At 58.9% G+C, this 25,468-nt stretch carries 22 protein-coding genes; 3 read left to right on the top strand and 19 right to left on the bottom strand.

What is annotated here, in order from left to right; translation table 11 throughout:
- Positions 1-38: 38 nt before the first annotated feature.
- The 12 genes from trxA to chvI all read right to left on the bottom strand — a co-directional run bounded on the left by trxA (position 39) and on the right by chvI (position 17,589).
- Entirely contained in the window at positions 39-359 is a 321-nt protein-coding gene (gene trxA, locus CRO62_RS17755; protein WP_003516334.1) for a thioredoxin, read from the bottom strand.
- A gap of 78 nt (positions 360-437) precedes the next feature.
- A complete protein-coding gene (gene addA, locus CRO62_RS17760) occupies positions 438-3,995 on the bottom strand; it encodes a double-strand break repair helicase AddA (protein ID WP_097101051.1) in 3,558 nt (1,185 codons plus the stop codon).
- The gene (gene addB / locus CRO62_RS17765) at positions 3,985-7,170 is read right to left on the bottom strand and encodes a double-strand break repair protein AddB (RefSeq protein WP_097101052.1); all 3,186 of its coding nucleotides are present in this window, start codon (positions 7,168-7,170) and stop codon (positions 3,985-3,987) included. Before addB ends, addA begins: the two co-directional genes overlap by 11 nt.
- Positions 7,167-7,904 carry a nucleotidyltransferase family protein gene (locus tag CRO62_RS17770; protein WP_097101053.1) on the bottom strand — a complete coding sequence of 246 codons (738 nt, stop codon included), beginning with the start codon at positions 7,902-7,904 and terminating at the stop codon, positions 7,167-7,169. Before CRO62_RS17770 ends, addB begins: the two co-directional genes overlap by 4 nt.
- A 23-nt stretch (positions 7,905-7,927) precedes the next feature.
- Complete coding sequence (gene tsaE, locus CRO62_RS17775; RefSeq protein WP_097101054.1) at positions 7,928-9,433, bottom strand: tRNA (adenosine(37)-N6)-threonylcarbamoyltransferase complex ATPase subunit type 1 TsaE; 1,506 nt, start codon at positions 9,431-9,433, stop codon at positions 7,928-7,930.
- Positions 9,430-12,012 carry a sensor histidine kinase gene (locus tag CRO62_RS17780; protein WP_097101055.1) on the bottom strand — a complete coding sequence of 861 codons (2,583 nt, stop codon included), beginning with the start codon at positions 12,010-12,012 and terminating at the stop codon, positions 9,430-9,432. Before CRO62_RS17780 ends, tsaE begins: the two co-directional genes overlap by 4 nt.
- A gap of 208 nt (positions 12,013-12,220) precedes the next feature.
- A complete protein-coding gene (ahcY, locus tag CRO62_RS17790) occupies positions 12,221-13,621 on the bottom strand; it encodes an adenosylhomocysteinase (RefSeq protein ID WP_003516323.1) in 1,401 nt (466 codons plus the stop codon).
- 128 nt (positions 13,622-13,749) lie between these two features.
- On the bottom strand, positions 13,750-14,025 hold the full coding sequence (locus tag CRO62_RS17795; protein ID WP_003516321.1) for an HPr family phosphocarrier protein: 276 nt from the start codon (positions 14,023-14,025) through the stop codon (positions 13,750-13,752).
- Between the two features lie 11 nt (positions 14,026-14,036).
- Positions 14,037-14,438: a PTS sugar transporter subunit IIA gene (locus tag CRO62_RS17800; protein WP_003516318.1), complete on the bottom strand. Its 402-nt coding sequence runs from the start codon at positions 14,436-14,438 to the stop codon at positions 14,037-14,039.
- Positions 14,439-14,563: 125 nt separating this feature from the next.
- Positions 14,564-15,028: an HPr kinase/phosphorylase gene (locus tag CRO62_RS17805; protein ID WP_097101056.1), complete on the bottom strand. Its 465-nt coding sequence runs from the start codon at positions 15,026-15,028 to the stop codon at positions 14,564-14,566.
- Positions 15,018-16,808 (bottom strand): two-component system sensor histidine kinase ChvG, encoded by a 1,791-nt coding sequence (gene chvG / locus CRO62_RS17810; RefSeq protein WP_013635194.1) that lies wholly within the window; start codon positions 16,806-16,808, stop codon positions 15,018-15,020. Before chvG ends, CRO62_RS17805 begins: the two co-directional genes overlap by 11 nt.
- A gap of 52 nt (positions 16,809-16,860) precedes the next feature.
- On the bottom strand, positions 16,861-17,589 hold the full coding sequence (gene chvI / locus CRO62_RS17815; RefSeq protein WP_045020579.1) for a two-component system response regulator ChvI: 729 nt from the start codon (positions 17,587-17,589) through the stop codon (positions 16,861-16,863).
- A 339-nt stretch (positions 17,590-17,928) separates the two neighbouring features.
- Here chvI and CRO62_RS17820 point away from each other — a divergent pair, with 339 nt between their 5' ends.
- The 3 genes from CRO62_RS17820 to lysM all read left to right on the top strand — a co-directional run bounded on the left by CRO62_RS17820 (position 17,929) and on the right by lysM (position 20,621).
- Positions 17,929-19,539, top strand: a complete 1,611-nt coding sequence (locus CRO62_RS17820) for a phosphoenolpyruvate carboxykinase (protein WP_003516305.1) — start codon at positions 17,929-17,931, stop codon at positions 19,537-19,539.
- A 112-nt stretch (positions 19,540-19,651) separates the two neighbouring features.
- Positions 19,652-20,086: an alternative ribosome rescue aminoacyl-tRNA hydrolase ArfB gene (gene arfB / locus CRO62_RS17825; RefSeq protein ID WP_019565930.1), complete on the top strand. Its 435-nt coding sequence runs from the start codon at positions 19,652-19,654 to the stop codon at positions 20,084-20,086.
- An 85-nt stretch (positions 20,087-20,171) separates the two neighbouring features.
- Positions 20,172-20,621 carry a peptidoglycan-binding protein LysM gene (gene lysM / locus CRO62_RS17830; protein ID WP_003516300.1) on the top strand — a complete coding sequence of 150 codons (450 nt, stop codon included), beginning with the start codon at positions 20,172-20,174 and terminating at the stop codon, positions 20,619-20,621.
- Positions 20,622-20,669: 48 nt separating this feature from the next.
- Here lysM and coaA read toward each other — a convergent pair whose 3' ends face one another.
- From coaA to hisB, 7 genes are read right to left on the bottom strand one after another with little or no spacing between them, the layout of a single operon-like run.
- On the bottom strand, positions 20,670-21,671 hold the full coding sequence (gene coaA / locus CRO62_RS17835; RefSeq protein ID WP_179784563.1) for a type I pantothenate kinase: 1,002 nt from the start codon (positions 21,669-21,671) through the stop codon (positions 20,670-20,672).
- Positions 21,668-21,991, bottom strand: coding sequence for a phosphoribosyl-ATP diphosphatase (locus tag CRO62_RS17840; RefSeq protein ID WP_003516295.1), 324 nt, complete (start codon positions 21,989-21,991; stop codon positions 21,668-21,670). The genes coaA and CRO62_RS17840 overlap by 4 nt, the downstream gene beginning before the upstream one ends.
- Before the next feature lie 16 nt (positions 21,992-22,007).
- Positions 22,008-22,784, bottom strand: a complete 777-nt coding sequence (hisF, locus tag CRO62_RS17845; RefSeq protein ID WP_097101057.1) for an imidazole glycerol phosphate synthase subunit HisF — start codon at positions 22,782-22,784, stop codon at positions 22,008-22,010.
- Positions 22,781-23,524, bottom strand: coding sequence for a 1-(5-phosphoribosyl)-5-[(5-phosphoribosylamino)methylideneamino]imidazole-4-carboxamide isomerase (gene hisA / locus CRO62_RS17850; RefSeq protein ID WP_097101058.1), 744 nt, complete (start codon positions 23,522-23,524; stop codon positions 22,781-22,783). The genes hisF and hisA overlap by 4 nt, the downstream gene beginning before the upstream one ends.
- Position 23,525: 1 nt before the next feature.
- Positions 23,526-24,176 carry an imidazole glycerol phosphate synthase subunit HisH gene (hisH, locus tag CRO62_RS17855; RefSeq protein WP_097101059.1) on the bottom strand — a complete coding sequence of 217 codons (651 nt, stop codon included), beginning with the start codon at positions 24,174-24,176 and terminating at the stop codon, positions 23,526-23,528.
- Between the two features lies 1 nt (position 24,177).
- A complete protein-coding gene (locus tag CRO62_RS17860) occupies positions 24,178-24,672 on the bottom strand; it encodes a DUF2628 domain-containing protein (RefSeq protein ID WP_097101060.1) in 495 nt (164 codons plus the stop codon).
- A gap of 23 nt (positions 24,673-24,695) precedes the next feature.
- Entirely contained in the window at positions 24,696-25,292 is a 597-nt protein-coding gene (hisB, locus tag CRO62_RS17865) for an imidazoleglycerol-phosphate dehydratase HisB (RefSeq protein ID WP_003516285.1), read from the bottom strand.
- Positions 25,293-25,468: the final 176 nt, after the last annotated feature.

Below are 25,468 nucleotides of genomic sequence, written 5' to 3' on the forward strand. Positions count from 1 at the left end.
ATCGCTGCCGGGCTTTTCTTTATTCCATGGAAAATCGCTTACGCGGCGCCGGAAATCCAGGCCGAAAGCGCTGTCTTGGGCGCAGCGCCGACCTTTATGTCAGCCACTTCGCCGCTCTTGAAGATGGCAAGAGTCGGGATGGAGCGAACGCCGAACTGGGCAGCCAGTTCCGGGTTTTCATCGATGTTGAGCTTTGCGACCTTAACCTTGCCGGCAAGCTCGGACGAAATTTCTTCAAGGCTCGGCGCGATCATCTTGCAAGGGCCGCACCATTCGGCCCAGAAATCCACCACGACTGGTTCGGAGGATTCGAGGACTTCGGACTGGAAGTTGGCGGCGTCGACTTTTACGGTAGCCATATCTGGCTCTCCTTTCAGTGAATCTTTTCCACTATCGATGTGATGCGGGCGCGTCGAAATTTCAATGCCCCCGGTATCTCACTTTGTCTTTATTGCGGCAAGGGCTTGCATCATGGCATCGTCACCAACCGTCATAAAAGCGGCATTTTCCGTATAAATCAGCGCGCAGACAAATTCCTTGCCAGGATAAAGCGGTGACAGAATTTCGCGATAGATGGCAAGCTGTGCCGTGTGGGAGAAGGGTATCGCGCGCGCGTCGCGCGGCGGAACGCGGTTCGTCTTGTAATCGACCAGAATGACGCGGTCGCCATCCACTGCCAGCCTGTCGATACGGCCGGAAACCGCATAATGCTGCCTGCCGATCGTCATGGTCCCCATAATGGAAACTTCTGCGCGGCTATTTGGCAAAAATGCCGGCTGCACCGCTGGTTCGGACATGACCCGCAAAACCGCCCGTATCAGATTTTCGCGCTCGGCAGACGGCCAGAACCGTGCGGCGCGTTCAGCATAGCGGCGGGCTGCCTCTTCCCGCTCACTCTCGGCAAAATCCGGCAGGGCCTGCAGCATGCGATGCACCAGCCGACCGCGTTGCAGAGCCAGCGAGGAGACATCGGCTTTTTCGCCGAAAAGCGGCGAACGCACGGCAAGATCGTCCGCACCGTCATCAATGATGGTGCCCGCGCCGGAAGGGCTGAGTGGCCTCGGCAATGATGGCAGGGCGGGCAAGGGGGTAAGAAGCCCCGCCGGAAGAGCGTATTCTTCTTGCTTCTGTGGTTCAGGCAGCCTTTGCGGAGCGGGGGTCGAACGAGCATCGGACTTACGCCAGACAAGCCCCTGCCACTCTTCACCATCGGCCATAAACTGTTGCGGCTGGCAGTGCTTTTCATTGCCGGCAAGTGCGGCCTTGACGACGGCATGCCAGCATTCGGGATTTTCCTTCTGGCCGCGATAACCGCAAACGACCAGATGATCGGCAGCGCGTGTCATCGCGACATAAAGCAGCCGGCGATATTCGTCTTCCGCGGCTGTCTTCAGGCGTTCCTCATCAGCGCGAATGAGATGATTGGAAAAGCCGCTGCCAGGCAGCCAGACGGGAAAGGCATCCCCGTCTGCTTCAACGAAGCGCAGTTTCGGGACATGGCTGTGGTTGAAGGCTTTCGAACCACCATCGACCACAAAAACGACAGGCGCTTCAAGACCCTTGGAGGCGTGCACGGTCATGATCCGCACTTCACCGCGATCCTTGTCCTGTTCGCGTTTCACCTCCGGCGAATCCGTTTCCAGAACGGATAGGAAGGCTTGCAGGCCGGGCAAGCCGGTCCTTTCATGGTCAAGCGCAAACGACAGGAACTCGTCCAGAACGTCGCTGGCCTCGTTGCCGAGACGACCCAGGAACTTTTTGCGCCCGTCATGCAGGGTCAGAACCGCGGCGAAGAAATCATGCACCGTTGCCGTTTTCGAAAGCGCGATGAAGTTTTTGAGGTTGTTGGCGACTGCGAAGAAGCGGCTGTTCTCGTCTTGCGAAAGCGTCTGCAATCTCTGCCACACGCTCTCCGTATCGGATCGCGTAGCGGCGACGTCGAAAACATCGTCTTCGGAGAGATTGAAAAGCGGGCTTTTCAACAGGGCGGCCAGAGAAAGGTCATCCTCAGGCAGCACGACAAAACGGCCAAGCGCCAGAAGGTCCTGCACGGCGATGTGGTCGGTCAGGCGAAGACGGTCGGCACCGGCGACGGGAATGTTCTTGCACCGTTTCAGCTCACGGGTCAGCGCATTGACGAAAGCATGGCGTTTTCTGACCAACACAAGAATATCGCCGGGCTCAATAGCGCGTTCCACGCCCTTTTCGATGATTGTCTGGTTGCCGATCATGCCGGCAATGCGCGCAGCGATCCGGCGGGCAACGATGGTGGCCGGCGCGCTTTCCCGAAGTGCATCGAAAGGTGCCGTCCAGTCTTCTTCGTCTTCGGCGGTTTCCGGCGCCACCATATCCCAGACTTCCACGGTGCCGGGGTGGCCGGCGCGGTTGGAGCGGTGTTCGACTGGCTCGTTATCGGCACTGAGGCCGCTGGCATTTTTCGGGTCCGAAAAGACCTGATCGACGGCGGCCAGCACATCTTCCGTTGAACGGAAGGACAGCGGCAGGCGGATGCGGTGAAATGCCTGCTCCACCGAATCGACACGCCTTTTGGTCTCGTCGCGCTCCTGCGAAAACCGTTCCGGCCGCGCGCCCTGGAACGAATAGATCGACTGTTTTTCATCGCCCACGGCAAAAAGCGTGCGCCGACCCATGCGGGCGCTCTCGCCGCTGAAGAAATCCGCCGCCAGCGACTGAATGATCGACCATTGCACAGGGCTGGTATCCTGCGCCTCATCGACGAGAATATGGTCGATACCCTGATCTAGCTTGTAATGCACCCAGGCGCCTGCCGTATCGCGGTTGAGGAGATTGGCGGCGCGCTCGATCAGATCCTCAAAATCGAGCTGGCTTCGCTGTTTTTTCAGATCCTCGAAATCGCCGATCAGTCTCTCAGCCAGAACAAGCGCGCATTTCGTTGCCTCCAGCATTCGCACCAGACGATAGCGGTTGCGACAGGCAACAACATGGTCTCGCGCAAGCGTCAGCGCGTCGACGAGATCGGGTGCGGATTTCTGCATGCCCTTGTTGATGACATAGGCATCGGATTTTTTTTCGCCCTTGGCTGTCAACAGCGCAGCTTCGATGAATTCCATGCGCCGCACGGAATCCGTCTGCCGTTTCGCTTCCCGCAGGGCATAAGCGACATCTATGACGCGCGATCCGCCCACTTCGTCAGCAAGCGTCAGATAGGTATCGAGGGAAAGCCCGGAGAGACCGGGCAAGGGCCAGAATGCCGCCGCTGCCGTTTCTTCGGTTTCACCCGCGTCTATCTGCATTGCCTGCCGCAACTGGGCATCGATGCCATCAGCCTGTTTTGCATCGATCAAAAAGGCGCGAAGGGCGCTGCGATTGGCGATGATGGCGGTGAGTAGTGATTCGAGCCCGCTTTCGTCCGCCAAATCAAGCACATAGGCGAGAGACTGCGCGAGATCGGTGTCTCCCTCCGTCGAAACCGCCGTTAAAAGCGACCGACGTGCCTCGGCCAGCAGGGTAGTTGCGGCGCGGTCATCAAGAACGGAAAAGTGGCCGGCGACATTGGCCTCCAGCGGGAACTGATGCAACAAGGCTTCGCAGAAGGCGTGGATCGTCTGAATCTTCAGCCCACCGGGCGTTTCCAGCGCCTTGGCGAACAGCCGCCGTGCTTCGGCCAGCTTGATGCGATCCGGCATCTTTCCTTCGATGGCAGCGACGCGATCCCCAAGATCGTTATCCGGCAACGTAGCCCATTCCGCCAGGCGGTCGAAAACGCGGCTCGACATTTCGGACGCCGCAGCCTTGGTATAGGTGAGGCACAGAATTGCGGCGGGTCGGCACCCGGCCAAAAGCAGACGGATGACGCGCTGGGTCAGCACATGGGTCTTGCCGGAACCGGCATTGGCCGAAACCCAGGCAGAACTTGCCGGATCGGAGGCGAGCCGCTGCCGGTCGCTCGTCCAGTCGATCCAGCTCTGCGGGCTATCAGTGGCGGGCCCGTGATCGATAGGGTCAATCATCATCGCCGTCTCCCGGTTCTGCCGTCGACCATTCCGAAACCCGGGCGAGGTGGTCATATTCCCCACCGTAGGATTGCTGCTCCTCCGGCACCAGCCGCGAGGCAAAACCGTTCTCGCCATCACGCAGCGAACGCACGAACTTGGCCAGCTGATCGATGGATTCGGTTGCCAGCTCGATTGCCGATTTCGGACCCTTTTTGCCGCTCCGGCTGGAATGCTCGTTGTTCACCTGGTCGGCAAAGAAACGGGTACCCGGCCGCAGGCGCACATAGATAAGGTTTTCCGGTGTCTGCGAACCCGCCTCGCGGAAAGCGCCCCGCATCAGTGCTGCCGCTTCCAGCGCGAGCTGCGGGTCGAGCAGCGCGCGCGCCTGATTGACTGAAGGCGCAAGCCCCGTTTTGTAGTCGATAATATCCGCCTGACCGCCGGTCTTGATATCTATGCGGTCGGCGATGCCGGTCAGCCTTATGCCTGCCTCGGGGATTTCCTGTCCGGCACGCGCCTCGAAAAAGCTGCTGCGGATGGATGGATGTCGTTCCTTCTCCCAGTCGATAAAGGCGCGTGCCACCGCCTCGAATCGCGGGCGCCAGATGACATCGACATGTGCAGGAAGATCTTCCGCGTCGAAACTTTCATCCAGAATACGCTGCATGGCCTCGAGGGATGCCGGCGTGCCGGGAATATGCCCCTCGCGGGAATAGCGCTCGATGATTGCATGATAGAGCGTGCCACGGTCGGCGGCATTGGGATCGCGGTTGAAACCATCAAGCGGGTTGAGCTTCAGGATACGCCGCGCGTAGATTGAATAGGGGTCGCGGCGCAGCCTGCCCACTTCGCTGAAGGAATAGCTCTTCGGCTGCAAGTCGGCCGGGGGTTTGGGGGCAGGGCGCTTTGCTGCTTCCTGATCGATGCTCGCATCCATCAAGGCCGCCCAGTGGCGATAGGTCTCGCCGCGCTTCTTCAGCTGGTCGGCAAAATCCTCGCCGCCGAGTGCCAGCAACCGTTGCAGCCAGCGTGATGCGACTGCGGGTGTCGAGCCCTGTCTGAGCGCGCGGCTGTAGAAAATCTGCCGTGTCCCGTTCGCCATCTCGAAATCGTGCGCCAGCTGGCCGATGCGCCGCTCCGGCGGTTCCAGGCCGATGGCTGTCTTCATGTTGCGGGACAGAAACGGGTTGTTTGCCGTCTGGCCCGGCCAAAGCCCTTCATTGAGACCGCCGATCACGACAGTGTCGACGCTTTGCAGTCGTGCCTCGAGCGCACCGAAAATGAAAATGCGCGGATGGCGCATGGATCGCGGCTTGATCGATTCGCCAGCCACCAGTGCCGCGAAGATATCAGCCCATTGCGGACCATCCGCATCAAGGATTTCGCCGCTTTCCATCAATTCGCCAAACAGGCCGGAAAGCTTGTCGCCTGCCTCGCCGGACCAGAGAGGGGCAAGATCGTTGTTGTCATCCGCGCAGATGGCTTCGATCACCCGGCCCGTCCGCTCGGCCCAATCGGAAAGCGGCAATTTGTCCGTGAAAGACCGGCCTGAGCGGTCGCGACGCACGAATGCGCTGCCAAGCGCCTCTGTCGAAACGGCGATCCGGCGAGCCAGATCGCGCGCGGCGTCTACGCTTCCCTCTGGCAGTGCCAGCCTCCAGGCAGGCGGATGCCGGTCATCGCGCTGCGCCGCCAGTTGCGCATCGAGAACCGCCTCCAGATTGCCGATTTCGGTTTCGACGCGGCCGCCTCTAAGTGCGATCAATTCCAACGCCTTTGATGCTTTTGTAAAAGCCTCCAGCGAAAGCCCGAAACGGCTGAGCGGATGTTTCAGAAGGGAAATGACCGGCACCGGATCTCCGGGCCTGAAGATCGCTTCCAGTGCGAGTTGCGTCAGTCCGGCCTGCGGCGTGGCGGAAAGCGGCGTACCGGCGGAATCGTCGGCTTCGATACCGAAGCGCTGCAATTCCGTCGCCACGCGCCTGGCCAGTCCGCGATCGGGCGTGATCAGCGCTGCCTGAGACGGGCGGCCAGCGCCCGGTGCTTCAAGCGCCAGCCGCAGCGCCACCGCAATTGCGGTTGCCTCTTCGCGCTCGTTGGCAGCTTCTATCAGGGTCGCTGCCGCAAAAGCATCGTCGAAAAATCCGGGTTGCTTGTCCTCACGCCAGCGGTTCCAACCGCTGGTGGATTTGGCAGGAGCAAGTGCTGCCGAAAAAACCGCCGCGCGTTTTTCAAGATCGCTATCGATGGCGCCGATCTGAACGACATCGTCTCGCATGATGTCGAGCTTCTGCAACAGCATGTAGAGCCCGTATTGCGAATGGGTGCGGCTTGAAGGATCGGTGGGGTCCTCGGCAATGGCCTCCCATTGTTCCTCCAGCATCGTAAGATCGAGGCCCGGAAGCACGACGACGCCCTGGGGCAGGGAGGCGACAGAGGCGATAAGGTCTGCTGCTGCCGGAATTGAGCCCGTGGAGCCCGCAACGATGATCGGTCCGGTGTCCGGCAGGTTGGCAAGCCGGTTCGCCTCCGCCCTCAGGATGCCGTTGCGATGCCGGCCTGCGGAGCTTCGGTTGAGTTCGGCAAGACGGGCCGGCCAGAACACGCTGGCGATCTTCAGGAAATCCGCTGTCAGCTGCCACCATTGGGCGTGATCGCCGGTATCGAGATGCGCGAGCGCCTCCCATTCCTTTTCTTCCGTATCCATCGCATCGATCACTTCGCCAAGCGCGCGTGCCAGCCATATGGCGTCGGCAGGGCTGGCGGGGGCGACGAGTGGTGAGTCCGAATGGATGGCCCTGATGGCGTCCGGCAGGCTGTTGCGCCACGCCAGAATGAGTCGCGCCAGCTCGATCTGCCGGCCGGTGCCGGAAATCGGCGGCGCCAGATCCATGATCTCAGGATTTTCGATCTCGAAGAAGCCGCTGTCGTCATCGGTTTCGCCGAGCGGCCGGATCAGTGGCAAAATGGCGGAACGGCCGCCCAGAAGATCGACAAACTCTGAGCGCAGCACGCGAGCGGAGCGCCGGGTTGGAACATAGATTGTCACCTTGGCAAGCGAAAGCGGATCCGCAGGGTCGTATTTATAGCCGGCTGTCAGTGTCCCGTCACACAGCGTTTCCGCGAGCGTTTTGAGGAACGGTGTTCCCGCAGCGATCGTCAGGACGCGCTTTGCGTGATGGGTCAAAGTCATGCAGAGCGCTTTTCCCTGAATTGCCGGATGATACTTTCGGCATCGTCTATCGCATCGGGAGTGCCGACGGTGATCCAGTGGCCATCCAGTGAAAGCCCGAAAAGCCGGTCTTTCTCGATGGCGCTGTCGAAATAGATATTCAGGTTGAAAGCATCCCCCGGCGCATCGTCCAGCAGGTGCGAATCCATGGCAATGGCCCCGGCATAAACCACCGGGTTCGTGTCCCCGTCGCGATACCGCGCCAGTCTACCATCCGAAGAGAGGTTGAAATCCCTCTTGCCGTTATGACCGGTGGTACGGTCCATATCGACGCAGAGCATCGCCATATCCATCCGCGTGGCATCGAAGAATTGCGCAAGCTTGCGCAGGTTGCTGACGGCATTCAGCTGTTCGCCAATCCAGAAAAGATCGGCATTCATGACGAAGACGGGACCTGGCTCCAGAAGTTTCAGGCCCCTGGCAAGTCCACCACCGGAATTCATCAGCTGCGACCGCTCGTCGGAAATCAGGATTTCGGCGTCGGTACGGGTTTCAAGATGGGCGATCATCTGATCGGCATGGTGATGGACGTTGACGACGATCTTCTCGGCGCCGGCCTCGACAAGGGCGTCGAGCGCGTAGTCGATCATCGGTTTGCCGGCGATCTTGACGAGCGGTTTCGGGATCGTATCCGTGATCGGGCGCATCCGGGTGCCGAGCCCGGCGGCCAGCACCATCGCGTTCTTGATCGTCATCGTGGTCAACCGTCTTTCAGTCTTTAAAATTCCATGCCCATATGGACGCACCAGTCTTTGAGCGGTGCCAGTTCGGGATGCGAAAGCGCCGCGGAAAGATAGCGAAACGTCCTTGGCATATGTTTCATATAACCGGGTTTTCCATCGCGTTCCAACAGCCTTACCCAAATACCGGCCAGCTTGCAGTTGCGCTGCGCCGACATGATGGCGAAAGCCTTGAGAAAGGACGCCTCATCGAAGGACGGCTCGTCTCGTCTAATGTCGAGATAGTGCGAAAGCAGGCGTTCCTGCAGTTCGGGCGAAATGGTAACCCGCGCATCCTGCACGATGGAGGCGAGATCGTAGGCCGTCGGGCCGATCATCGCGTCCTGAAAATCGATCAGTCCGACTTGCCGGATGCCTGCATTATGCTCTTGCCAGATAATATTCGGCGAATGGAAATCGCGCAGCAGCAGCCCCGTTTCGCAATCGGCGAGCGTATCAATCAGCCTGTCCCATAGGGCGTAATAGTCGCTCTTTTCGCTATCGGTAAGCGGCTTGCCACGCTTATGGGGCAGATACCATTCTACCAGCAACGAAACTTCGATCTTCATCGCCTGCCGGTCGAAGGGCGGAACCTTATAGGTACTGCTGTCACCCACCGGCAGCAGATCGGGCCGCGGTGCCTGATGAAGGCCTGCAAGGCAGGCGACGCTTTGCAGATAACGTTCCTCTATCGGCGTTCCGTCAGGCGCAAGCACCCCATCCCGCCCGAGGTCCTCCAGGAGGAGAATGCCCTGATCGGTATCCGCCGCCAGTATTTCAGGCGCGCAAAAGCCGCTATTTCGCAGATAATTGCCGATCGCCACGAAGGAACGGGCATCCTGGGCAAGATGGGCGATTTCCGCATAGGTCTTGCCATCCGCAACGATCGCACCTCTTAGAGGGCGTCGCCAGTCCATCAGGATAAGGTCCGGACCATCGGTGGAAATGGTCTCATAGGCGCGTGTGGAAGCATCTCCGCTTAGAAAATGGCGGGTCGCATCGCCCTTGCCATTTTTCGCAAGAAAATCGCGAATGGCAAAAACGCGCTCAAGCCGTGCTCTCTGTTTCGCGGGAGCATCGATTACAGCCAGACGCCCTTTGCCGGAGTGTTCCAGCCGCAGGCTGATGGTCTGGTTTGGCGGCAGGATCTCGGCGGCAATATCAGGCCACTCGATCAGGCAGATACCGTCTTCCAGCATCTCATCGATGCCGAGTTCGTCCAGTTCCGAGACGTCAGACAATCGGTACAGATCAAGATGGGCAACGGGAATACGTGTTGGATAGGTCTGGATGATCGTGAATGTGGGGCTTGGAACTTCAAGATCAGGTGCATCCGCCATCGCCCGGATGAAGGCGCGGGCGAGGGTGGATTTGCCCGCACCGAGATCTCCGATCAGCCCGAGGCAATCGCCAGCTCCCAAAGCCAGCGCCAGATCTTCGCCTAATCGGATGGTGTCCTTTTCCCCATCGAGGGAAAGGGTGATCGGCAGGATATCGTCACTCATTCTGCGGCGATGGAATGCGGGTGCACGCCCGAAGGAATGCGGCAGGTGACGATGGTGCCGTTGCCGGGCCGGCTGTCGATGCTGACAGTGCCGTGATGCAGGCTGACGAAGCTTTCCACGATAGAAAGGCCAAGGCCAGCGCCCGTCCGCCGCCCGCCGTTGCCGCGCGTCTCGAAGCGGTCAAACACGGCTTTGAGCATGTCTTCGGGGATGCCCGGTCCCTTGTCCGCCACCGAGAACAGGAAGTCACCCTCGCTGCGCTGGCATGAAAGCTGAACGGAAGACCCTTCCGGCGCAAAATTGATTGCATTGGTGAGGAGCTTGATGAGGATCTGCTTCAGGCGCTGGTGATCCGCCACCAGACTGCCGAGATGCGCGGGTGCGACGATCTCGAGCGAAATACCGCTTTCCTGTAGCCGGTCGGCAATCTGCACCGAAACGTCATCGAGCAATTCGTTGAGATCGTTTTCCGAGTAGTTCAGCTGCATGATGCCCGCGTCGACGGTCGCGAGATCGAGAATATCGTTGACGATGGTCAGAAGAACCGAGGACGAGGTGGAAATATGGTCGAGATATTCCGCCTGCCGGTCCGTCAATTCTCCAATACCCGGGGTCTTTAGCAGATCGGTGAAGCCAATGATATTGGTCAGCGGCGAGCGCAACTCATAAGAGACGTGCTGTACGAAATCGTTCTTCAGCTCGTCGGCCTTGAGCAGTGCGTCGTTCTTTTCCTTGAGCGCCCGCTCGGCCCGCACGCTGTCGGTCATGTTGACGAATGTCAGCATGGTCTGCGCATCCGGCAGCGGAATAATGGCGTAGTCGAGGACCAGGCCGGAGAGCAGCTCCAGCGTTCCCTGTCTCGACGGGCGTTCATCGTCAAAGCTTGTGATGAACTGGCTGAAAGAGCGCCAGCCATCCGGCTTGTCGTAGGATTGCGTGCAGGCGGTCTCCACGGCGCGGATATGGGTTCCAGTTTCCGCCTGCTCGGCGGTAACGCCCCAGAGGGCCCTGAATGCCGGGTTGGAAAGGCGAATACGTCCGTCCGCGCCAAACACGGCGACACCTTCGGCCAGATGGTCGATGGTTTCGCCCTGCACCTTCACCAAGGTGTTGTAGCGCATTTGCAGATCGACCTGTTCGGTCAGGTTCTCGAAGACCCATGTCGCGCCACCCTGCGGGTGGGCGGTCGCGATGACCCGCAACGTCTGGCCGTTGGGCAGATGCCACAGATCGGTCTTGGTATCGAGAGAGCGGTAAACGGAGAGTGCCGTCTCTTTCCAGTTTTTCCAGTTCAGCTGCTCGGGCAATTTGCCGGCGATGCGCAGCCTGTCGAGAAGCTCGGAATTATCGGGGCCGGATTCCAGGAAAACCAGATCGAATCCCCACAGGCTGGCAAAGGCCTGATTGTAGAATTGCAGCCGCTGCCGGCCGTCGAAAATGGCGACGGGCGTTGCGAGATGATCCAGCGTTTCGGCGTGGCTTTTCAGAACCCGTTTCATTTCCTCGCGGGTGGTTTCCGCTTCGGTAGCATCGATGGCGATGCCTGCAGAACCGCCCGCCGTCTTGATATCAACAACGTCGAAGAAGGTACGGTTTCCGGAAACCACCGTCGAAATGCGATCGTGGTAGGGGGAACTCGGCGTAGCGGCCGCACGTATCTTCTGCCGGGTAACGGTGTTCAGAAGCTCGCGTTTCTCCTGAATGGTCTGTTCGGCATCGCGCGCATCCACAGCGTGCGCATAGGCGTGATTCACCCAGATGAGTTCGCCTTCGCCATTGCGCCGCCAGACGGGCTGTTCGATCGAATCGAGAAGTTCCTGAAACGTGGAGACCGAGGCGATCAGGCGCTCGCGCTCCACCTGCAATTCGGCCAGTTCGGCGCGCAGGTTGTTGAGGGCGACGAATCGCGCAAAGGCATTGCCGCCGGAAACCCGGCCTTGAACTTCAATGACTTCGCCGCGCTGCGTCTCGATGGTCAGATCGAAACTCTGTGCATGGCTGCGAAGTTTTTCGAGGGATTTTTCAAGCTGGCTCGCGGATGATGGCTTCAGCCAGCGCCCGAAGGCCAGAAAATCGTGATCCGCCTGCGGTGCGCCCGTCTCTATGGGCAGTTGCCCCAGGAATTCGGGGCGCTTGTCCACGCCGTCCCAGATGACGATGCGCCGGCTCTTGTCGGAGATAAGCGCCTCGTATTTCGCGATCTTGTGGTGGGATTCTGCCAGCGCCTTGCGGTATTCACCGCTCTCCGCCTCAATATTACCGCGTTGGCGCACCAGCCAGACCACGGAAAACAGCGTTGCCGAAAGCATGCCGACAAAAAGCGAATAGGTGATGGTTTCTCCGGATGAAAACAGCCGCGCACCGGTCTTTGCGACAAGACCGTCCTGCGCCAGCGCCACATTTGCAGAGCCGGCGAGAAAAGTGCCGGACATCAGGACGGGAAGCCGCGCAAAGCCTGTCCGTACAGCACTGATCGCCAGCCGGCAACGCGCCATGGCCGCGCCCAATGCCACGCCAGCATGCGTGTTTTCAACGCGTTGAACTGTCTGCTCGCGCAGATCCGAATTGTGAACCGTCATCCCCGGTCTGTCTCCGTCCTATGTGCCGCATCTTCGACAAGACATCCCATTTCGTCCCCGCCGCCCTTTGGCGTGTCCGAATCAAGTTCGATGACAATACCGTCTTCATAAATCTGCGGAAAGGGAGCGCGCAAAAAAGATGCCGCGCGCTTTGTCAAGCGCACGGCATCTACATATTGTGTAATTTCAGTGGATATTAACTATGAAATTAATATCTGTAGTGTTCTGCCTTGAACGGACCCTGCTTCGAGATGCCGATATAATCAGCCTGAAGGTCGGAAAGTTCGGTCAGGCGCACGCCAAGCTTCTCGAGATGAAGGCGTGCAACCTTTTCGTCGAGGTGCTTCGGCAGCACGTAGACTTCGTTCTTGTATTCACCCGGCTTGGTGAAAAGCTCGATCTGGCCCAGCACCTGGTTGGTGAACGACGCCGACATGACGAAGGACGGGTGGCCGGTGGCATTGCCAAGGTTCAGCAGGCGGCCTTCGGACAGCAGGATGATGCGGTTGCCCTTCGGGAACTCGATCATGTCGACCTGTGGCTTGATGTTTGTCCACTTCAGGTTACGCAGCGAAGCGACCTGAATTTCATTGTCGAAATGGCCGATATTGCCGACGATGGCCATGTCCTTCATCTCGCGCATGTGCTCGATGCGGATAACGTCCTTGTTGCCGGTGGTGGTAATGAAGATGTCAGCGGAAGACACAACGTCTTCCAGGCGAACGACCTCGAAACCGTCCATGGCGGCCTGAAGCGCGCAGATCGGGTCGATTTCCGTGACCTTCACGCGGGCGCCAGCGCCCTGCAGCGAGGCGGCAGAACCCTTGCCGACATCGCCGTAACCGCAGACCACGGCAACCTTGCCGGCCATCATCACGTCGGTTGCGCGGCGAATGCCGTCTACCAGCGATTCCTTGCAGCCGTATTTGTTGTCGAACTTGGACTTGGTGACGCTGTCGTTGACGTTGATGGCCGGGAAGGGAAGGAGGCCCTTCTTGGCGAGATCGTAAAGACGATGAACGCCTGTCGTCGTTTCTTCCGTCACGCCCTTCAGCGCGTCACGCTGCTTGGTGAACCAGCCGGGGGAAGCCTTGAGGCGCTTGTTGATCTGCGCGAAAAGAATTTCCTCTTCTTCCGAACCGGGGTTGGAAAGAACGTCCTCACCGGCTTCGGCGCGCGCGCCGAGCAGAATGTACATGGTGGCATCGCCGCCATCATCGAGGATCATGTTGGAGAGGCCGCCATCGGTCCACTGGAAGATCTTGTCGGTATATTCCCAATATTCCGTCAGGCTCTCACCCTTGACCGCGAAAACAGGAATGCCGGCCGCTGCAATGGCTGCTGCCGCATGGTCCTGCGTCGAGAAAATGTTGCAGGACGCCCAGCGGATGTCCGCGCCCAGTTCCTTCAGCGTCTCGATGAGGACACCGGTCTGGATCGTCATGTGAAGAGAACCGGTGATACGTGCGCCCTTCAGGGGCTTGCTCTCGCCGAATTCCTTGCGGCAGGACATAAGGCCAGGCATTTCGGTTTCGGCGATGTCCAGTTCCTTGCGGCCGAATGCGGCAAGGTTGATATCGGCGATGATGTAGTCCTTCTCAAGGCTCATGAAGTTCTCCAGATCAGAAATGCCATGCCTATTGGCCCGGCTTTTAAACGTAGCAGGGGTTTAGCAGGCCAAAAACGATCTGGCAATAACGATATAAAGAAGTCTTTATGTCTTTATATGGGGTGGGGTCAGGCTTCTTCGCCGAAGCGGTCGGCAACAAGTGCCTCAAGTGCGGCGAGCGCCTCTTCCGCCTGATTGCCGCTCGCCTCGACATAGACACTGCATCCGGGGCTGGCCGCCAGCATCATCAAACCCATGATCGAGGTGCCGCCAACGGTCATTCCGTCCTTCGACACCGTAATCGTCGCGTCGAAACCCTCGACCATCTGCACGAATTTTGCAGATGCCCGGGCGTGGAGACCGCGCTTGTTGATGATCGGCAATTCGCGGGAGTGAGGCGACATGGGCTGACTTCTTATTTGCCGCTTAAAACGCGGCTGGCGACGTTGATGTATTTGCGACCGGCGTCGGATGCGTCCTGGAGCGCCTTGTCCATGTTGTCTTCGCTGCGAACGCCGGCGAGTTTTATCAGCATGGGAAGGTTGACCCCGGCGATGACTTCGACATTGCCGTTGTTCATGACGGAGATGGCGAGATTGGACGGTGTGCCACCGAACATATCCGTCAGAATAATGACGCCATTTCCATCATTGACGCGCGTAACGGCGTCGATGATATCCTGCCGGCGCTGATCCATGTCGTCTTCGGGACCGATACAAACCGTCTCGATCAATTTCTGGGGACCGACGACATGCTCCAACGCATGGCGAAACTCCTCAGCCAGCTTGCCATGGGTGACAAGCACTAGTCCGATCATGAAATGCTCCCTTGCACACGCACTCTCATTGCCGACTATCGCAACGCGGCAATCCTGTCCATCGGTGGGATTTCATCTTGATGAGGAAAATGCGAATCGCAAGCCTAAAATCGCCTGAATCATGGTCACTTCACGTTCGTTTTAAAAAGATTTTGAGCAAGTGCAGCAAATTTTCCATAGGGCGTAAGACTGGAATGCGGAATACGCAGAAGCGGAAGATGCCCGCCGCAGGGCAGCAACAACACCTCGTCATCTTCCGGAAGTCTTGGATTTTCCGGTGAAAGAACTGTCGTAACGGCGAAATTCAGTCCGGCGCTCGGGACGCTGTTGACGTTAACAATGCCGCTGCCGCGCAATTCCAGTAGTCCGGCTATTGCTTCCGGCCGCTCGCCGATGATGTTTTCGCCGTCGCGATACACGAAAATCTGATCATCCGCGATCAGTGCCGCCGGCAATCCGCACCGTTGCGCCTCCGTCAGAAAGCTGAAAGCAAGCTCGCTTTTGCCGCTGCCGGACGGTCCGGTGAAGAGAATGCCGGTGTTGTCTACGACAATGGCGGTTGCGTGCAGGTTGAAGCGTTCAGCGTTCATGGGTTTCGGCCGCCGGCAGCGACAGGGTGAAGCGCGCGCCTGATATCACGCCGTATTTGTCGACGACATTTTCCGCCCTGAGGCTGCCGCCATGGGCTTCGGCGATCTGGCGGCTGATGGAAAGGCCAAGGCCGGAATTCTGGCCGAAACCTTCGCTTGCCGGTCGGTCGGTGTAGAAGCGCTCGAAAATCCGGTCGATATCCTCGGCCTGAATGCCGGGGCCATTGTCTTCCACCTGCACGATGCAGCGGTCCTTGTGACGGGAAAGGCGCACGGTGATGCGGCCGCTTTCCTCGGAAACAAAAGAGCGCGCATTCTCGATCAGGTTGGTGACGATCTGCCCGATGCGAAGATCGTGGCCGTTCACGACGAAGGAGGTTTTGGCTCCCGCCTTCCGGTCGGCCACATAGTCGATCGCCACGCTCTTTTTCTTGGTGCTGATCTGGCGGGAGATATCCACCAGACCCTTCATAAGAACGTCGAGATCCAGCGGCGATGCATCGACGCGCGCCAGTTCGGCATCGAGCCGTGAGGCATCCGAAATATCGCTGATCAGGCGGTCGAGGCGGCGGACATCGTGGAAGATGATTTCGGTCAGCCGCTGTTTGGACTCTTCCGTCTTGGCGCGCGGCAGGGTTTCCACGGCGCTGCGCAGCGAAGTCAGCGGGTTCTTGAGCTCGTGGCTGACATCGGCGGCGAAACTTTCGATCGCGTCGATACGGTCGTAAAGCGCCGTCGTCATTTCACGAAGCGCTATGGAAAGGTTGCCGATTTCATCCTGACGCGCCGAAAAGTCCGGTATCTCCTCGCGGGTTCTCGCTCCGCGGCGCACGCGGATCGCAGCCGCCGAAAGCCGCCGGAGCGGCGTGGCAATGGTGGAGGATAACAACAGGGAAAGTACGATGTTGACCAGCGTGGCGATGCCGAACACGCGCATGATGGCAAGGCGCTCCGCATGCACGATCTTGTCGATATCGCCGGCCTGCGTGGACAGGAGCAGAACCCCGAGCACTGCCCGGAAGCGCTGCACCGGCACGGCGACCGAAACGATCAGCTCACCCTTTTCGGTAACGCGAACGACTGCGCCGCGCACGCCGGTCAGCGCATTCATCACCTCCGGATAGATCGAGCCGTCGCCGCCGGGCGCTTCCTTGTATTGCGGCAGGCTGCTCGGTTGCAGCATGCGGTTGAACATGCTGGTGAACCATTCACCCCAGGTTTGGGTTTCCGGCGTCACCGGCGGCAGATCGAAGCGCAGGACCTGGCCGCGTGAATAGAGATGGCGGGAATCGAGAAGCAGGTTGGCATCGGCATCGAAAAGCCGCGCGCGGGTCCGTGTCGGCGAAATCAGCCGGCGCAGCACCGGCGCCACCCGTTCCGGATTGATCGGGAAACTCAAGTCCTCGTCATTGGGGGCGGGCGTGATGCTTTGCCCCGCCTGCAATTCCAGCAGCTTTTCCGGATTGATGGTGATGGAGTTTGTATCCACCGAGGCGGAGGCCGAGATGGCGCCGGCGATGATCTCGCCCTGCGTCAAAAGGCTTTCCACCCGCGCATCGATCAGCCCCTCACGGAACTGGTTGAGGTAGAGAATGCCACCGACCAGAACGACCGTCGCGGCCACATTGAAGAAGAGGATGCGGCGCGTGAGGCTGGAAAACACCGCATTGCCAAAAATGCGTCGGACGATCGTCAGCGGATGGATACGATGGCGGCGTTCGCTGCCGCGATCTTCGGCATCGTCACTGTCCGAGACGGTTTCCGGCGTTTTCTTCAACAAGTCTATGTCCTCGCCACCACAATTCCGGTGGTCTCTCCCGATTGCGGCTCGTTCAAGCCGCTTCGCGGAAGCGATATCCTACGCCATAAAGCGTTTCAATCATATCGAAGTCACCATCGACCAGTTTGAACTTCTTGCGAAGGCGCTTGATGTGGCTGTCGATCGTGCGGTCGTCAACATAGACCTGTTCGTCGTAGGCCGCATCCATCAACGCGTCGCGGCTTTTCACCACGCCTGGCCGCTGTGCAAGCGAATGCAGGATAAGGAATTCGGTAACGGTCAGCGTCACCGGCTCGCCCTTCCAGGTGCAGGTGTGGCGTTCCTGATCCATGGCCAGCTGGCCGCGTTCGAGCGTACGCGCCTGTTGATCAGCCGTCGGCTTCAGCGTGCTGCTGCCGGTCGCAGCGGAAGCCTCGCGGCTGCTGGCGCGTCGCAGGATGGCCTTGACGCGTTCCACCAGAAGGCGCTGCGAGAAGGGTTTTGTGATGAAATCGTCAGCACCCATCTTCAGGCCGAACAATTCGTCGATCTCTTCATCCTTGGAGGTCAGGAAGATAACCGGAATATCCGACTTCTGGCGAAGACGCCGCAAAAGTTCCATGCCGTCCATGCGCGGCATCTTGATGTCGAAAATGGCGAGCTGCGGCGGACGGGCAATCAGTCCGTCAAGCGCGGAGGCGCCGTCCGTATACGTTTCGACCCGGTAGCCTTCGGCTTCGAGCGCGATCGATACCGAAGTGAGAATATTCCGGTCGTCGTCGACAAGCGCGATCGTCTGCATGTAGTTGGTCTCCATCGTCATTTTCTCATAACTCCCGACATCCACCCAGCCAAGGTTGCGCGCCGCGAGCCACTCTCATGAGTATAAAGGTGGAACAAATTGTGGCAAAGGAAAACTCACAACCAAATCGCCTGGTGTGACTAGGCCAATTCCGGGAAAACGCCGCAGTTGGATTCTAATGCGTCTTCAACCGATTTAAAAAGAAATAAAATCTTTTAAATCGATTAATATATTGAAATCACTAAGTTATTTAAAGTTTCACTCTTGCGTTTCTAAAAGCCGCCACGTATTTTCCGTGAAAATTTCAACGGCCTTATCGTCATTTACAAGGAACGCGTCATGAACGAGCTTGGGGTTCATAATCCTGCCAATGGAGTTGCGGAACTCGGACTGGGCGAGGCCTCCCGCGTCTTTTATAACCTCAACGAAAGCGAATTGTACGAAGAGGCGATCCGCAACGGCGAAGCCGAGCTGACTGCGGATGGCGCGTTGCGCGCCGTTACCGGTCAGCATACGGGCCGTTCTCCGAAGGACAAATTCGTCGTCCGCGATGCTTCCACCGAAGACACTATCTGGTGGGACAACAACAAGCCGTTGTCGCCGGAAAACTTCGAGCTGCTGCGTCAGGACATGCTGGCCCATGCCGCTGGCAAGACGCTCTATGTTCAGGATCTGATCGGCGGTGCCGATGAGGAAAACGCCCTGTCGACCCGTGTCGTCACTGAGCTTGCCTGGCATTCGCTGTTCATCCGCAACCTGCTCATCCGCCCGAAGCGGGAGAAACTGGCAGGCTTCAAACAGAAGCTGACCATCATCAATCTGCCGAGCTTCAAGGCTGATCCGGCGCGTCACGGCGTCCGTTCGGAAACCGTCATCGCCTGCGATCTCACCAATGGTCTCGTCCTCATCGGCGGTACCTCCTATGCCGGTGAAAACAAGAAGTCGGTCTTCACGGTGCTGAACTACCTGCTGCCGGCCAAGGGCGTCATGCCGATGCATTGCTCGGCCAATGTCGGTCCCGAGGGTGATTCCGCCGTGTTCTTCGGACTGTCCGGCACCGGCAAGACCACGCTGTCGGCTGATCCGTCGCGCACGCTGATCGGCGACGATGAGCACGGCTGGGGCGAACACGGCATCTTCAATTTCGAAGGCGGCTGCTACGCCAAGGCGATCAAGCTGTCGGCCGAAGCCGAGCCGGAAATCTATGCCGCGACCCGCCGTTTCGGCACCGTTCTCGAAAACGTCGTGCTGGATGAAAACCGTGTTCCCGATTTCAACGATAACTCGCTGACGGAAAACACCCGCAGTGCCTATCCGCTGCACTTCATTCCGAATGCATCGGAAACGGGCATTGCCGGTCATCCGAAGACGATCATCATGCTGACGGCGGATGCCTTCGGCGTGCTGCCGCCGATTGCCCGGCTGACGCCGGAACAGGCCATGTACCACTTCCTTTCCGGCTACACGGCAAAGGTCGCGGGTACGGAAAAAGGCGTGACTGAGCCGGAAGCGACATTCTCCACCTGCTTCGGCGCCCCCTTCATGCCGCGCCACCCGGCCGAATACGGCAACCTGCTGCGCGAGTTGATCGGCAAGCATGGCGTGGACTGCTGGCTGGTCAACACCGGCTGGACCGGCGGTGCTTACGGCATCGGCAAGCGTATGCCCATCAAGGCGACCCGCGCGCTTCTGACGGCAGCCCTCACCGGCGAGCTGAAGGGTGCCGAATTCCGCACCGATGCGAATTTCGGTTTCGCCGTGCCCCTGTCGCTGGAAGGCGTCGATGCCGCAATCCTTGACCCGCGTTCGACCTGGGCCGACGGCGCAGCTTATGACGCGCAGGCGAAGAAGCTTGTGTCGATGTTCGTTACGAACTTCACCAAGTTCGAAGATCACGTCGACAGCAAGGTGCGCGATGCAGCACCGGGTCTGCTGCTCGCGGCAGAATGAATAAGCCTCGTTTATGAGGAGGAGGGGAACCCGGCCTTGTGCCGGGTTCTTTCGTTTCGTCCCTTGTTTTCATTTTTCGCGATCTGTGGCATCACCGGCGCGGAGAAAAAACATGGCCAGCGCCCCGCTTTACATCAGCAACCGAATTACCATCGCCGGCTGGGAGCTGACGGAGCAATTCGTGCTGGCCGGCGGGCCGGGTGGCCAGAATGTCAACAAGGTCTCGACGGCGGTTCAGCTGTTTTTCGACATCGCCAATTCTCCCTCCCTGCCGGAGCGGGTGAAGGCGAATGCCCTGCGTCTGGGCGGGCGGCGTGTTTCGAAAGAAGGCGTGCTCATGATCGAGGCGAGCCGGTTTCGAAGCCAGGAACGCAATCGCGAAGACGCGCGTGAACGGCTGAAGGAACTGATTCTTGAAGCGGCAGCGCCGCCGCCGCCTGTGCGCAAGGCCACCAAGCCGACCAAGGGTTCCGTCGAGCGCCGCCTCAAGGCGAAATCCGGCCGGTCGGATGTCAAGAAAATGCGTGGCAAGCCATCAGGCGACTAGGTCGCGCTGGATGGCAAAATGTTTCGCACTTGTCATAGAGCTTCAGATATCGTCTGGTAAATCTCCTACAACCAAGGAGGGTGCTATGGGTCTGTTCAATTTCATCAAGGAAGCGGGAAAGAAGCTTGGTATCGGCGGTGATGATGCCCCCGATGTCGAAGCCGTCAAAAAAGAACTCGCTTCCCACGATCTCGGCACCGACAAGGTTCAGGTCGAGGTGGTGAACGATAAGGTCGTTCTGAAGGGCGAAGTGGCCGATCAGTCGATTTTCGAAAAGGCTGTCATCGCCGTTGGCAATACGCTCGGCATTTCCAAAGTAGAGGCCGGCGAACTGACGGTGGCAGAAGCGCCGGCGAAGGAACCCGTTTTCTACACGGTCAAGAAGGGCGACAATCTCTGGAAGATCGCTGAAGCCCAGTACGGCAAGGCAAATGGCGGCAAGAACAACATCATCTTCGAAGCCAACAAGCCGATGCTGACCCATCCGGATAAAATCTATCCCGGTCAGGTTCTGCGCATTCCAGACCTTGCGTAATAACGGATTTTAACCGCTGCGATGGAGATGCCGCTTTTGCGGCATCTTTCACAACTTGCGAAGCGCCACCGTGTCGATCAGGTGGTTTTTGCCCTTGCGCAGGATAAGATCGGCGCGTGGACGCGTGGGCACGATGTTCTGGCGCAGGTTCTTCAGGTTGATGTTCTGCCAGAGGCTCTCGGCAATGCTGAGCGCCGCCTCTTCGCTGATCGACGCATAGCGATTGAAGAATGAATTCGGATCCCGGAAGGCGGTTTGCCGCAGATTCATGAACCGGTTCACATACCAGTTGTGAATGAAGTCCTCATCCGCATCGATGTAGATCGAGAAATCGAAGAAGTCGGAAACGATCGGCACGATCCGTCCGCCCGCCGGCAGGTCGCGTGATTGCAGCACGTTAATGCCTTCGAAGATCAGGATATCCGGCTGGTCGATGACAGTGAATTCGTTGGGCAGCACGTCATAGGTCAGGTGCGAGTAGCGTGGCGCCTTCACATTCGGCTGGCCCGCCTTGATCGCCGAGAGGAAACGCAGCAGCGCACCGATGTCGTAGCTTTCCGGAAAGCCCTTGCGCTCCATCAGGTTTTCGCGCCGCAGCACCTCGTTCGGGTAAAGAAACCCGTCGGTAGTGATGAGATCGACCTTCGGGCTGGAAGGCCAGCGGGCCAGAAGCTCCTTCAGGATACGCGCCGTTGTCGATTTTCCAACGGCTACCGACCCGGCAATGCCGATGACGAAGGGCGTCTTGTTGACATCCGCCATGTTCAGGAAGCGGTTGCGCTGTTCGAACAGCAGCTGCGATGCTTCCACATGCGATGACAGGAGGCGTGACAGCGACAGATAGATACGTCGCACTTCGTCCAGATCGATCGGGTCGTCCAGCGAACGCAGTCTTTTGACCTCGTCGGCGGAAAGGGTGAGTGGTGTGTCGGCGCGAAACTTTGCCCATTCTTCCGAGCTGAAGAAGTGATAGGGCGAATATTCATCCGGGCGGAAATGATCGAGTGTGCTCGGCATGCCTCTCTCCCCGCTGCCTGCCTTGACATTCATGATGTCGGCCTCGCTGCCTTTTCCGCAAGTCCGGTCTGTCCGGTCCGGCGCTCCAGCTCGGCAAAGACGTCGGCAAGGGGAATGTCGGCGATCTTCAACACCACCAGCAGGTGATAAAGCAGATCGGCGGCCTCGTTTTTCAGCCCGTCGCGGTCTTTCGCGATGGCGGCGATCACGGCCTCAACAGCCTCTTCGCCCAGTTTTTTCGCCGCACGTTCCTGGCCCGCCGCAACAAGTTTGGCCGTCCAGGATTCATCGGGGGAGGCGGCGGCGCGTGTCGCGACGATGCGTTCCAGATCGGAAAGGGAAAATGCGCTCATGGAAAGGTTCCTGCAATCAGTCGAGACGCATGGCGATGCCATGCTCGGCCATGTAGCTCTTGGCTTGCCCGATCGAATAGGTGCCGAAGTGGAAGATGGAAGCGGCAAGCACCGCGGTCGCATGGCCATCACGAACGCCGGCTACCAGATCATCCAGTGTTCCGACGCCACCCGAGGCGATGACGGGCACGCGAACCTGATCGGCAATGCTGCGTGTCAGGCCGATATCGTATCCGCTTTTGGTGCCATCGCGGTCCATCGAGGTGACGAGCAGTTCGCCGGCACCGCGTTCGACCATCTTGATGGCAAATTCCACGGCGTCGATCCCGGTTGGCTGACGTCCGCCATGGGTGAAGATTTCCCAGCGCCCGTCTTCCCCGTCCTTCGAAACCCGCTTGGCGTCGATGGAGACGACGATACACTGGTTGCCGAATTTGTCGGCAGCCTGCGCGACGAAATCAGGATCCTTCACCGCTGCGGAATTGATGGAGACCTTGTCTGCACCGCAGAGAAGCAGCTTGCGGATGTCAGCCACGGCGCGGACGCCGCCGCCGACGGTCAGCGGCATGAAGCAATGGTCGGCCGTGCGCGATACCACGTCGAAAATCGTGTCGCGATTGTCGGACGAGGCAGTGATGTCGAGAAAGCAGAGTTCGTCCGCTCCCGCCGCATCATAGGCCTTCGCCGCCTCGACTGGGTCGCCGGCGTCGATAAGATCGACGAAGTTCACACCCTTGACGACTCGGCCGTCTTTCACATCGAGGCAGGGAACAACGCGGGCTTTGAGGGTCATGCGCTTACCTCCTTGGCAGCCTTGATGAGGGCGAGCGCCTCGGCAGGATCGATGCGCCCGTCATAAAGCGCGCGGCCTGAAATTGCGCCCTCTAGCTTTGCGGCATCCGGCTGCAACATGCGCTTGATGTCGTCGATGGAGGCAAGGCCGCCGGAGGCGATGACCGGGATCGACACGGCATCTGCCAGTTCGAGCGTCGAGGCCCAGTTGATGCCGGCCAGAATGCCGTCGCGATCGATATCGGTGTAGATGATGGCGGCAACGCCGGCACCTTCGAAACGTTTGGCAAGTTCGATGACGCCGAGTTCTGACGCTTCCGCCCAGCCTTCCACGGCAACCTTGCCGCCCTTGGCGTCGATGCCGACGGCAATTTGACCGGGGAAACGCTTGCAGGCTTCGATAACCAGAACGGGATCGCGCACCGCCACGGTGCCGAGAATGACGCGGGCAAGCCCACGGCTGAGCCACGCCTCAATATGATCGAGAGTGCGGATGCCGCCGCCAAGCTGCACCGGGTTTGTCGTGGCCTTGAGAATGGCATCGACCGCTTCGCCATTCACCGTCTGGCCCGCGAAGGCGCCGTTGAGATCGACGACATGCAGCCACTCGAAGCCTTGGTCCTCGAAGGACTTCGCTTGCGCGCCGGGGTCGGTATTGTAAACGGTTGCCTGCTCCATATCGCCGAGTTTCAGGCGAACGCACTGGCCGTCTTTAAGATCGATTGCGGGAAAAAGAATCATGTCAGGGCTTCCAGCGCAGGAAATTTGAAATCAGGGCGAGGCCGAGCGTCTGGCTTTTTTCCGGGTGGAACTGCGCGCCAGCCATATTGTCGCGACCAACGAAAGCCGTCATCGCGCCACCGTAATTGGTGGTGGCGATGACATCCGCCGGATGTTTCGCCGCCAGATGATAGGAATGCACGAAATAGGCATGCAAGCCGTCAGCGCCAGTCTTGATACCGTCGAACAGGGGATGCTGATGCCGGATTTCCAGCGTATTCCAGCCAATCTGCGGGATTTTAAGCGTCGGATCGGAGGGCGTCATTTCAATGACATCGCCTTCGATCCAGCCAAGCCCCGTGCTGACAGTCTTTTCGAGACCGCGCGAAGACATCAGCTGCATTCCGACGCAGATGCCGAGGAAGGGATGGGCTTTTTTCTCGACGGCTTCGATAAGCGCCTCATGCATGCCGGGCACAGCTTCGAGACCGGCGCGGCAATCGGCATAGGCGCCGACGCCTGGCAGGACGATGCGGTCCGCAGATGCGACGTGATCCGGCTTATCGGTCAGGTCGATGGTTGCATTGATGCCAGCTTCGCGGGCGGCGCGCTCGAAAGCCTTGGTGGCCGAACGCAGGTTGCCAGAACCGTAGTCGATGATCGCGACGCGCATGTCAGCGCCTTCCATTCAAGTCGAAAAGAAACGATCCGGAGGGATCGTTGACGAAGTTTTTGTCACCGCTCTTCTGCGGTGAGGGGGTCCATACAGGCTGCGACAGCTGTCCCGACGGCTCGGTATTTTCGGAAAGATCGGAGAAATATATCTCTTCGGCACTCGAAAGATCAGGGGCGGAAATGACCGAGGTCATCTTCCAGCCCTTGCCGATCAGGTGCCGGACGAGAAAATCGCGCCCCTCCAGTGCAGTGATGAGGGCAATGGCGACGCTGCACAAAATGCCCACCGGTTCGAATCCGGATAACATTGATGCCCAACCGGCCAGAACGAGAACTGCAAATACGACGATCGCGGCCAGCCACAGCCGGTTTACGGCCAGCCACAGCCAGGGCGCAATAAGTGCCAGCCAGACGAAACGGTCTGCTATGAAGCGGGTCGTCTTGTGGTCCCTGTCCGGCCCGTTGGGGGCTTCCAGAACGAGATAGCTTGTCATGGGCTTCCTGACAGCTTTGGCGGTCAGGCCAGCATGCCCTTTGTCGAGGGAACGCGGCCTGCCTGCCGGGGGTCGATCTCGGTTGCCGCGCGAAGAACGCGGGCAACGGCCTTGAAGCATGTTTCGGCGATATGATGGTTGTTGGCGCCGTAATGGTTCAGGATATGCAGCGTGATGCCGGCATTCTGGGCCAGCGCCTGAAAGAATTCGCGCACAAGCTCGGTGTCGAATGTGCCGATCTTCGGCGCGGAGAAGTTGACATTCCACACGAGGAAGGGACGGCCGGAAATATCCACGGCAGCCTTGGTCATCGTCTCATCCATGGCAAGATCGAGCGAGGCATAGCGGGTAATGCCGCGTCTGTCACCCAACGCCTTCGCGATGGCCTGGCCGATGGCGATGCCGGTATCTTCCACCGTATGGTGATCATCGATATGCAGGTCACCTTGAACCTCGATATCCATGTCGATCAGCGAATGGCGGCTCAGCTGGTCCAGCATATGATCGAAAAATCCCACCCCAGTGGAAATTGTCGACTTGCCGGTGCCGTCGATATCCACGCGCACCGAAACCGAGGTTTCGTTGGTCTTGCGGATGATCTCGCCTTTACGTTCTGCCATCTGTGGCCGCTCCGTGAAAATGTCGCCGTTCCTTATCAGCACGAGACACAAATATCCAGTTGTTCCATCGTCTTGCATGATCTGCGCAAAACAGTGCAGTGCGGGCAGGATTTGCAATCGTGAAAAGCAAACTTACATAGATGCCGAGAAGGGCCGGATGCCGGCCCGTTAACCGC

Origin of the sequence: Rhizobium sp. AN6A (assembly GCF_900215635.1) — a bacterium.
Taxonomy (GTDB): domain Bacteria; phylum Pseudomonadota; class Alphaproteobacteria; order Rhizobiales; family Rhizobiaceae; genus Agrobacterium; species Agrobacterium tumefaciens.

Coding starts and splice junctions, on each gene's coding strand:
- trxA (WP_003516334.1), bottom strand. CDS start 359: ATGGCTACCGTAAAAGTCGACGCCGCCAACTTCCAGTCCGAAGTCCTC.
- addA (WP_097101051.1), bottom strand. CDS start 3,995: ATGATGATTGACCCTATCGATCACGGGCCCGCCACTGATAGCCCGCAG.
- addB (WP_097101052.1), bottom strand. CDS start 7,170: ATGACTTTGACCCATCACGCAAAGCGCGTCCTGACGATCGCTGCGGGA.
- CRO62_RS17770 (WP_097101053.1), bottom strand. CDS start 7,904: ATGACGATCAAGAACGCGATGGTGCTGGCCGCCGGGCTCGGCACCCGG.
- tsaE (WP_097101054.1), bottom strand. CDS start 9,433: ATGAGTGACGATATCCTGCCGATCACCCTTTCCCTCGATGGGGAAAAG.
- CRO62_RS17780 (WP_097101055.1), bottom strand. CDS start 12,012: ATGACGGTTCACAATTCGGATCTGCGCGAGCAGACAGTTCAACGCGTT.
- ahcY (WP_003516323.1), bottom strand. CDS start 13,621: ATGAGCCTTGAGAAGGACTACATCATCGCCGATATCAACCTTGCCGCA.
- CRO62_RS17795 (WP_003516321.1), bottom strand. CDS start 14,025: ATGTCGCCTCACTCCCGCGAATTGCCGATCATCAACAAGCGCGGTCTC.
- CRO62_RS17800 (WP_003516318.1), bottom strand. CDS start 14,438: ATGATCGGACTAGTGCTTGTCACCCATGGCAAGCTGGCTGAGGAGTTT.
- CRO62_RS17805 (WP_097101056.1), bottom strand. CDS start 15,028: ATGAACGCTGAACGCTTCAACCTGCACGCAACCGCCATTGTCGTAGAC.
- chvI (WP_045020579.1), bottom strand. CDS start 17,589: ATGCAGACGATCGCGCTTGTCGACGACGACCGGAATATTCTCACTTCG.
- CRO62_RS17820 (WP_003516305.1), top strand. CDS start 17,929: ATGAACGAGCTTGGGGTTCATAATCCTGCCAATGGAGTTGCGGAACTC.
- arfB (WP_019565930.1), top strand. CDS start 19,652: ATGGCCAGCGCCCCGCTTTACATCAGCAACCGAATTACCATCGCCGGC.
- lysM (WP_003516300.1), top strand. CDS start 20,172: ATGGGTCTGTTCAATTTCATCAAGGAAGCGGGAAAGAAGCTTGGTATC.
- coaA (WP_179784563.1), bottom strand. CDS start 21,671: ATGAATGTCAAGGCAGGCAGCGGGGAGAGAGGCATGCCGAGCACACTC.
- CRO62_RS17840 (WP_003516295.1), bottom strand. CDS start 21,991: ATGAGCGCATTTTCCCTTTCCGATCTGGAACGCATCGTCGCGACACGC.
- hisF (WP_097101057.1), bottom strand. CDS start 22,784: ATGACCCTCAAAGCCCGCGTTGTTCCCTGCCTCGATGTGAAAGACGGC.
- hisA (WP_097101058.1), bottom strand. CDS start 23,524: ATGATTCTTTTTCCCGCAATCGATCTTAAAGACGGCCAGTGCGTTCGC.
- hisH (WP_097101059.1), bottom strand. CDS start 24,176: ATGCGCGTCGCGATCATCGACTACGGTTCTGGCAACCTGCGTTCGGCC.
- CRO62_RS17860 (WP_097101060.1), bottom strand. CDS start 24,672: ATGACAAGCTATCTCGTTCTGGAAGCCCCCAACGGGCCGGACAGGGAC.
- hisB (WP_003516285.1), bottom strand. CDS start 25,292: ATGGCAGAACGTAAAGGCGAGATCATCCGCAAGACCAACGAAACCTCG.